Origin of the sequence: Saccharothrix hoggarensis (assembly GCF_042678885.1) — a bacterium.
GTDB lineage: Bacteria > Actinomycetota > Actinomycetes > Mycobacteriales > Pseudonocardiaceae > Actinosynnema > Actinosynnema hoggarensis.
The window spans coordinates 1-6,550 of the sequence record NZ_JBHTLK010000313.1; the positions used below are offsets into that span (position 1 = coordinate 1).

Consider the following 6,550-nt stretch of genomic DNA (forward strand, 5'->3'; position numbering starts at 1 on the left):
CCGGGGACCGGCCGCCCGCCGCGCGCGTTCAGCGCTGCCGCCCGCGGAGCCTGCGGACCAGCAGCACGAGCAGCAGGAGCCCGGCCGCCACCGGCAGCACCCGCTTCAGCACGGGCGCGCCCGCGGTGTCGAGCAGGTCGATCGGCTCGTCCGGCACGGCGTGCAGCCGCGGCCGGGGTTCCGGAGATGTCACCTCCTCAGCTTCCGCCGGCGCGAGCCGCGTCGCCAGGCATTCCGCGAACTCGTCGATGATCCGGCCGCTGACCTCGCTGATCAGGCCCCGGCCGAGCTGGGCGGGACGGCCGGTGACGTTCAGGTCCGTCACCACCGACACCTCGGTGCCGGGGGCGGTGGCGTCCCGCGCGGCGGTGAGGGCCACGGACACGGTGGCGGACGCGGTGCCGTTGCCCCTGGTGTCCTTGCCGGACGCCTTCAGCACGGCCGCGTGCACCCGTTCGTCGACGGACGTGAACTCGCCGGTCCCCTTGTACAGCAGCGTGACGGGGCCGAGCTTGACCTTGACGGTGCCGGTGAACGTCCGGTCCTCGACGCCGGTGAGGGTGGCGCCGGGCATGCACGGCGCCACCTTCTCCGGGTCGAGCAGGGCCGCCCACACGTCCGGCACGGGCGCGGGCACGGTGAACCGGTGTTCCAGCTTCATGCGCCCACCGCGGCCGTCACCGCCCGTTCGGTGAGCACGCGGGCCAGGTGGGACCGGTACTCGGCGTCGGCGTTGCCGTCGGACGGCGGGTTGGCGCCCTCGGCGGCCCTGGTCGCGGCGGACGTGATCGCCTCCGCCGTCGCCGGTTGCCCGACCAGCGCCTCCTCGACGCCGCGGGCCCGCACGGGCGTCGCGGCCATGTTGGTCAGGCCGACCCTGGCGTCGGCGATCCGTCCGTCGGACACCCGCACGGCGGCGGCCACGGCCACGATCGACCAGGCCTGCGCGACCCGGTTGAACTTCTCGTAGTGCGCGCCCCAGCCGGTCAGCTTGGGCACCTTCACGTGGGTGAGCAGCTCGTCGGGGGCCAGGGCGGTGGTGAAGTAGTCGACGAAGAACTCCGCCGCCGGCACCTCCCGCGTCCCGTCGGGCCCGACGCACACCATCACCGCGTCGAGCGCCAGCGCGGGCGCGAGCAGGTCGCCCGCCGGGTCGGCGTGGGCCAGCGAGCCGCCGAACGTGCCGCGGTGCCGGACCTGCGGGTCGGCGACGGTGTCCGTGGCCAGGCGGAGCAGCCCGGCGTGCTCGCGCACCAGCGTGTCGCGCTGCACCTCGTAGTGCGTGGTCATGGCGCCGATGCGGAGCGAGTCGCCGTCGTCGTGCACGCCGGTCAGCTCGGTCAGCCCGGACAGGTCCACCACCAGCGTCGGCGCCGCCAGCCGCATCCGCAGCACCGGGATGAGGCTCTGCCCGCCCGCCATCACCTTCGCGTCCTCGCCGCCCGCGGCCAGGGCGCGCACCGCCTCGTCCACCGACGTGGGCGCGACGTAGTCGAACCGGTCCGGGATCATTCGGCGCCTCCCCGCGAGTGTGCCTGGTCGTCGGCGGCGATCGAGCCGAGCCCGCCGCCCGCGCCGGGCGTGGTCGGCACGGCGTCACGGCGGCCCTGGATCGCCTTCCACACCCGCATCGGGGTGCACGGCATCTCCACGTCGGTGACGCCCATGTGCCGCACCGCGTCGACGATCGAGTTCACGACGGCGGGCGTGGAGGCGATCGTGCCCGCCTCGCCGACGCCCTTCACGCCGAGCGGGTTGCTGGTCGCCGGCGTCTCGGTGCGGTCGGTGGTGAAGTGCGGCAGGTCCACCGCGGACGGCAGCAGGTAGTCGGCGAACGTGGCCGTGGTGAGCGTGCCGCTCTCGTCGTGCACGGCCTCCTCGTACAGGGCCTGCGCGATGCCCTGCGCCAGACCGCCGTGCACCTGGCCCTCCACGATCAGCGGGTTCACCACCTTGCCGACGTCGTCCACGCACACGTACGAGCGGATCTTCACCGCGCCGGTGCGCGTGTCGACCTCGGTGGCGCACAGGTGGGTGCCGTGCGGGTAGGAGAAGTTCTCCGGGTCGAACGTGGCCTCGGCGTCCAGCCCGGGCTCCACGCCGTCGGGCAGGTTGTGCGCGACGTGCGCGGCGACCACCACGTCGCCGAGCGCCATCGTGGTGGACGTGCCGCGGACCGAGAACGCGCCGGACGTGAACTCGACGTCGTCCTCGCCGACCTCCATGAGGTGCGCGGCGACGGTGCGGGCCTTCGCGAGCACCTTGTCGGCGGCCAGCACGACGGCCACGCCGCCGACGGCCAGCGACCGGGAGCCGTAGCTGTCCATGCCGCGGTGGGACACGCGCGTGTCGCCGTGCAGCACCTCGACGTCCTCGAACGGCACGCCGAGCCGGTCGGCGACGATCTGGCTCCACGCCGTCACGTGGCCCTGGCCGTGCGGTGACGTGCCGGTGATCAGCTCGACCTTGCCGGTGGGCAGCATCCGGATCGCCGCGTGCTCCCAGCCGCCCGCCGCGTACCGCAGCGCGCCGAGCACCCGTGACGGCGCGAGCCCGCACATCTCCGTGTAGGTGGAGATGCCGATGCCGAGCTGCACCGGGTCGCCGTTGGCGCGGCGCTCGGCCTGCTCGGCGCGCAGCGCGTCGTAGCCGAACAGCTCCTTCGCGCGGGCCGTCGCGGCCTCGTAGTCGCCGGAGTCGTAGGTGAGGCCCGCGACCGTGGTGAACGGGAACTCGTCGTGCCTGATCCAGTTCTTCTCGCGCAGCTCCAGCGGGTCGACGCCCAGCTCGGCGGCCAGCTCGTCCATGATCCGCTCGATGGCGAACGTGGCCTCGGGCCGCCCCGCGCCCCGGTACGCGTCCGTGGGCGTCTTGGTGGTGAACACGTTGGTGCAGGTGAACCGGTAGGCCGGGAACTTGTAGATGGCGTTGAACATGAACGCGCCGAGGATCGGCACGCCGGGCGTGACCAGGCGCAGGTAGGCGCCCATGTCGGCGAGCAGGTCCACCTTCAGGCCGGTGACGGTGCCGTCGCGCCGGGCGCTGACGGTGATGCGCTGCAGCTGGTCGCGGCCGTGGTGGGCGGACAGCATCGACTCGGTGCGCGTCTCGGTCCACTTGACCGGCTTGCCGAGCCGGCGGGCGGCGAGCAGCGTCAGAACCTCTTCGGGGGTGACCTGGAGCTTGCCGCCGAAGCCGCCGCCGACGTCCGGCGCGATGACGCGGATCTGCTGCTCCGGGATGCCGAGCACGGCCGACAGCATCCAGCGCAGGATGTGCGGCACCTGCGTGGACGACCACATGGTCACCGAGTCGGGCGACGGGTCGACCACGACGGACCGCGGCTCCATGAACGCCGGGATCAGCCGCTGCTGGCGGAACGTGCGCTCGACGACCACCTCCGCGTCGGCGATCGCCTGGTCCACGTCGGAGCCCGTGCCCGCCTCGGCGGAGTCGAACACCCAGGTCGCGCACTTGTTGGTGCCCAGGTCGGGGTGCACGAGGTCGGCGCCGTCCTGGATCGCCTTCGCCATGTCCAGCACGACGGGCAGGTCCTCGTAGTCGACGTCGATCGCGGACAGCGCGTCGTGCGCCTCCGCGGCGCTGCGGGCGACGACGAGCGCGACCGCCTCGCCGGCGAAGTTCACCCGGTCGACCGCCAGCGACGGCGCGGGCGGCGACACCATGTCCTCGGTGATCGGCCACGCGCACGGCAGGCTGCCCTGCTCGGCGGCGACGTCCTGGCCGGTGAGGACCAGCAGCACGCCCGGCATCCGCACGGCCTCGGTGACGTCGATCGACGTGATCCGGGCGTGCGCGACGGGGCTGCGCAGCAACGCCAGGTGCAGCATGCCGCTGAGCTGGGTGTTGTCGGTCCAGCGGGTGGCGCCGGTGATGAGCCGGGCGTCCTCCTTGCGGCGGCGCGCCTTGCCGACCTCGCGCTCCACGCCGGGTTCGGCGGTGGCGGTCATTCCCCACCGCCCGCGTGCATCGGGGCGCGTTCCACCAGCGCGGACTCGTCCACCCGCTCGGCGTCGGGGCCGGCGCCGGGGCTCATGGTCCGCGCCGCGTCGCGGACCGCGCGGACGATGTTCTGGTAGCCGGTGCAGCGGCAGAGGTTGCCCTCCAGGCCGTGCCGCACCTCGTCCTCGTCGGGGTCGGGGTTGTCGGCCAGCAGGTCGATCGCCTGCATGATCATGCCGGGGGTGCAGAACCCGCACTGCAGGGCGTGGTTCTCGTGGAACGCCCGCTGGACGGGGTGCAGCTCGCCGTCACGGGCCAGGCCCTCGACGGTGGTGACCTCGTGGCCGTCCGCCTGCACCGCGAGCACGGCGCACGACTTCACGCTGTGGCCGTCGAGGTGGACGGTGCACGCGCCGCAGTTGCTCGTGTCGCACCCCACGACGGTGCCGGTCTTGCCGAGTCGTTCGCGTAGGTAGTGGACGAGCAGCGTGCGGGGTTCGACCTCGTCGCTGTAGTCCACCCCGTCGACGGTGACGGTGATCCGCATGAACCCTCCAAGATGTGGTGGTGATGGGGGTCACATCGAGACTGCTCTTGGTTGCGTCGTCAAACAACCTCCTCACTTGTGGATGGAGCCGTCCGTCCGGGTCAGGCGCCCACCTCCCCCGCCCCACCGCAGCGCGATGACCTCGGCCGCGATCGACACCGCCGTCTCCTCCGGCGTGCGGGCACCCAGGTCCAGCCCGATCGGCGACGCCAGCCCGGCCAGCTCGTCCTCGGTGAGGCCCGCCTCCCGGAGCCGCCGCAGCCGGTCGTCGTGCGTGCGGCGCGACCCCATCGCGCCGACGTACCCGAGCTTCAGCCGCAGCGCGACCTCCAGCAGCGGCACGTCGAACTTCGGGTCGTGCGTGAGCACGGCGACCACCGTGCGCTCGTCCACCTTCCCCGCCTCGGCCTGCGCGGCGAGGTAGCGGTGCGGCCAGTCGACGACCACCTCGTCGGCCTCCGGGAACCGGCTGCGCGTCGCGAACACCGGGCGCGCGTCGCACACCGTGACGCGGTAGCCGAGGAACGCGCCCAGCTTCGCCATCGCGGCGGCGAAGTCGATCGCGCCGAACACCAGCAGCCGCGGCGGCGGCTCGAACGAGTTCACGAACACCGCCATGCCCTCGCCGCGCCGCTGGCCGTCCGGCCCGTAGCGGAGCGTGCCGCTGCGACCGGTGGCGAGCAGGCCGCGCGCGTCGTCCGTGATCGCGTCGGCGGCCCGCCGCGACGGGACGTCCCCGGTGGCGTGGTCGGGCCGGACGACCAGCCGGCGGCCCACCCACGCCGGGTCCTCGTGCTCCACGACCGTCGCGACGGCCACCGGCGCCTCCGCCCGCACCGCCTCCAGCACCTCGGGCAGCTCGGGGAACGTCTCCGCGCTGACCGCCTCCACGTAGACGTCGATGATCCCGCCGCAGGTCAGACCCACCGCGAACGCGTCGTCGTCGCTCACCCCGTACCGCTGGAGGACCGGCCGGCCGGTCTCCACGACCTCCTTGGCCAGCTCGTAGACGGCGCCCTCGACGCAGCCGCCGGACACGCTGCCGACCACGGCGTCGTCCGGACCGACGAGCATCGCCGCTCCGGGCGGGCGGGGCGCGGAGCTGAACGTGGCGACCACCGTGCCGACGCCGACCGTCTCACCCCGGTCGACGCGACGGGCCAGTTCGACGAGGACATCACGCAAGTCGGACCTCCTCCAGCAGGGCGCGCAGGGTGTCGAGGCTGTGGCCGGCGAGCAGCCGGTCCACGTGCGGCAGGGCGGCGGCGATGCCGGACTGCACCGGCTCGTACCCCTCGTGGCCCGCGTGCGGGTTGACCCAGACGACCTTGTGCGCCAGCCGCGCGAGCCGCCGCGCCTGCTCGGCGAGCAGGGTCGGGTCGCCGCGTTCCCAGCCGTCCGAGCAGATCACCACCACGGCGCGCCGCGCGGCCCCGCGCTGCCCCCAGCGGTCGAGGAAGACCTTCAGCGTCTCGCCGAGCCGCGTGCCGCCCTCGTAGTCGGGGACGGCGCGGGCGGCGGCGAGCATGGCCTGCTCGGGGTCGCGGTGGCGGAGCTGGCGGGTGACGCGGGTCAGGCGGGTGCCGAGCGTGCACACCTCCACCGGCATGCGGCGGGCGACGACGTGCGCGAACCGGAGCAGCGCGTCGGCGTAGGGCTTCATCGAGCCGGACACGTCGATCAGCAGCACCACCTTGCGCGGCCGGGTCGCCCGCCGGCGCCGGCGCGGCCGGGTCACCTCACCCGTGGCGATCATCCGCTTCAGCGTCCGGCGCGGGTCGACGTCACCCCGGCGCGCCGGCGTCCGCCGCAACGCCCGCCGCGTCGGCGGCACCGGTTCGAGCAGCGCCAGCAGCTCCCGGAGGTGCCGCTTCTCCGCCGGGCTCAGCGAGGCGATGTCCTTGCGCCGCAGCACTTCCACGTCACTGGCCGCGACCTTCACCGTCGGCGACCGCCCGCTGCCGCCGGCCGAGCCGTTCCCGAGCGCCGCGAGGTGGCTCGTCTGCCGCGCGCGCCGGCCGGGAGCCGGCGGGGGCGCCC

At 74.0% G+C, this 6,550-nt stretch carries 6 protein-coding genes; all 6 read right to left on the minus strand.

Features of this window, described 5'->3' with window-relative positions; translation table 11 throughout:
* Positions 1 to 28: 28 nt before the first annotated feature.
* Positions 29 to 661 (minus strand): SRPBCC family protein, encoded by a 633-nt coding sequence (locus ACFQ3T_RS33285; RefSeq protein ID WP_380729582.1) that lies wholly within the window; start codon positions 659 to 661, stop codon positions 29 to 31.
* Entirely contained in the window at positions 658 to 1,512 is an 855-nt protein-coding gene (locus ACFQ3T_RS33290) for an FAD binding domain-containing protein (RefSeq protein ID WP_380729584.1), read from the minus strand. The genes ACFQ3T_RS33285 and ACFQ3T_RS33290 overlap by 4 nt, the downstream gene beginning before the upstream one ends.
* Complete coding sequence (locus ACFQ3T_RS33295) at positions 1,509 to 3,971, minus strand: xanthine dehydrogenase family protein molybdopterin-binding subunit (protein ID WP_380729586.1); 2,463 nt, start codon at positions 3,969 to 3,971, stop codon at positions 1,509 to 1,511. The genes ACFQ3T_RS33290 and ACFQ3T_RS33295 overlap by 4 nt, the downstream gene beginning before the upstream one ends.
* Entirely contained in the window at positions 3,968 to 4,510 is a 543-nt protein-coding gene (locus ACFQ3T_RS33300; protein ID WP_380729588.1) for a (2Fe-2S)-binding protein, read from the minus strand. Before ACFQ3T_RS33300 ends, ACFQ3T_RS33295 begins: the two co-directional genes overlap by 4 nt.
* Positions 4,511 to 4,582: 72 nt before the next feature.
* Positions 4,583 to 5,695, minus strand: a complete 1,113-nt coding sequence (locus ACFQ3T_RS33305) for an XdhC family protein (protein WP_380729590.1) — start codon at positions 5,693 to 5,695, stop codon at positions 4,583 to 4,585.
* Positions 5,688 to 6,550, minus strand: an 863-nt coding sequence (locus ACFQ3T_RS33310; RefSeq protein ID WP_380729592.1) for a vWA domain-containing protein, incomplete at its 5' end; no start/stop codon positions are given. The genes ACFQ3T_RS33305 and ACFQ3T_RS33310, both read right to left, overlap by 8 nt.

What these genes read in the sequence shown, in the direction of transcription:
- ACFQ3T_RS33285 (WP_380729582.1), bottom strand. Translation starts at nt 661, where the DNA reads ATGAAGCTGGAACACCGGTTCACCGTGCCCGCGCCCGTGCCGGACGTG.
- ACFQ3T_RS33300 (WP_380729588.1), bottom strand. Translation starts at nt 4,510, where the DNA reads ATGCGGATCACCGTCACCGTCGACGGGGTGGACTACAGCGACGAGGTC.
- ACFQ3T_RS33290 (WP_380729584.1), bottom strand. Translation starts at nt 1,512, where the DNA reads ATGATCCCGGACCGGTTCGACTACGTCGCGCCCACGTCGGTGGACGAG.
- ACFQ3T_RS33295 (WP_380729586.1), bottom strand. Translation starts at nt 3,971, where the DNA reads ATGACCGCCACCGCCGAACCCGGCGTGGAGCGCGAGGTCGGCAAGGCG.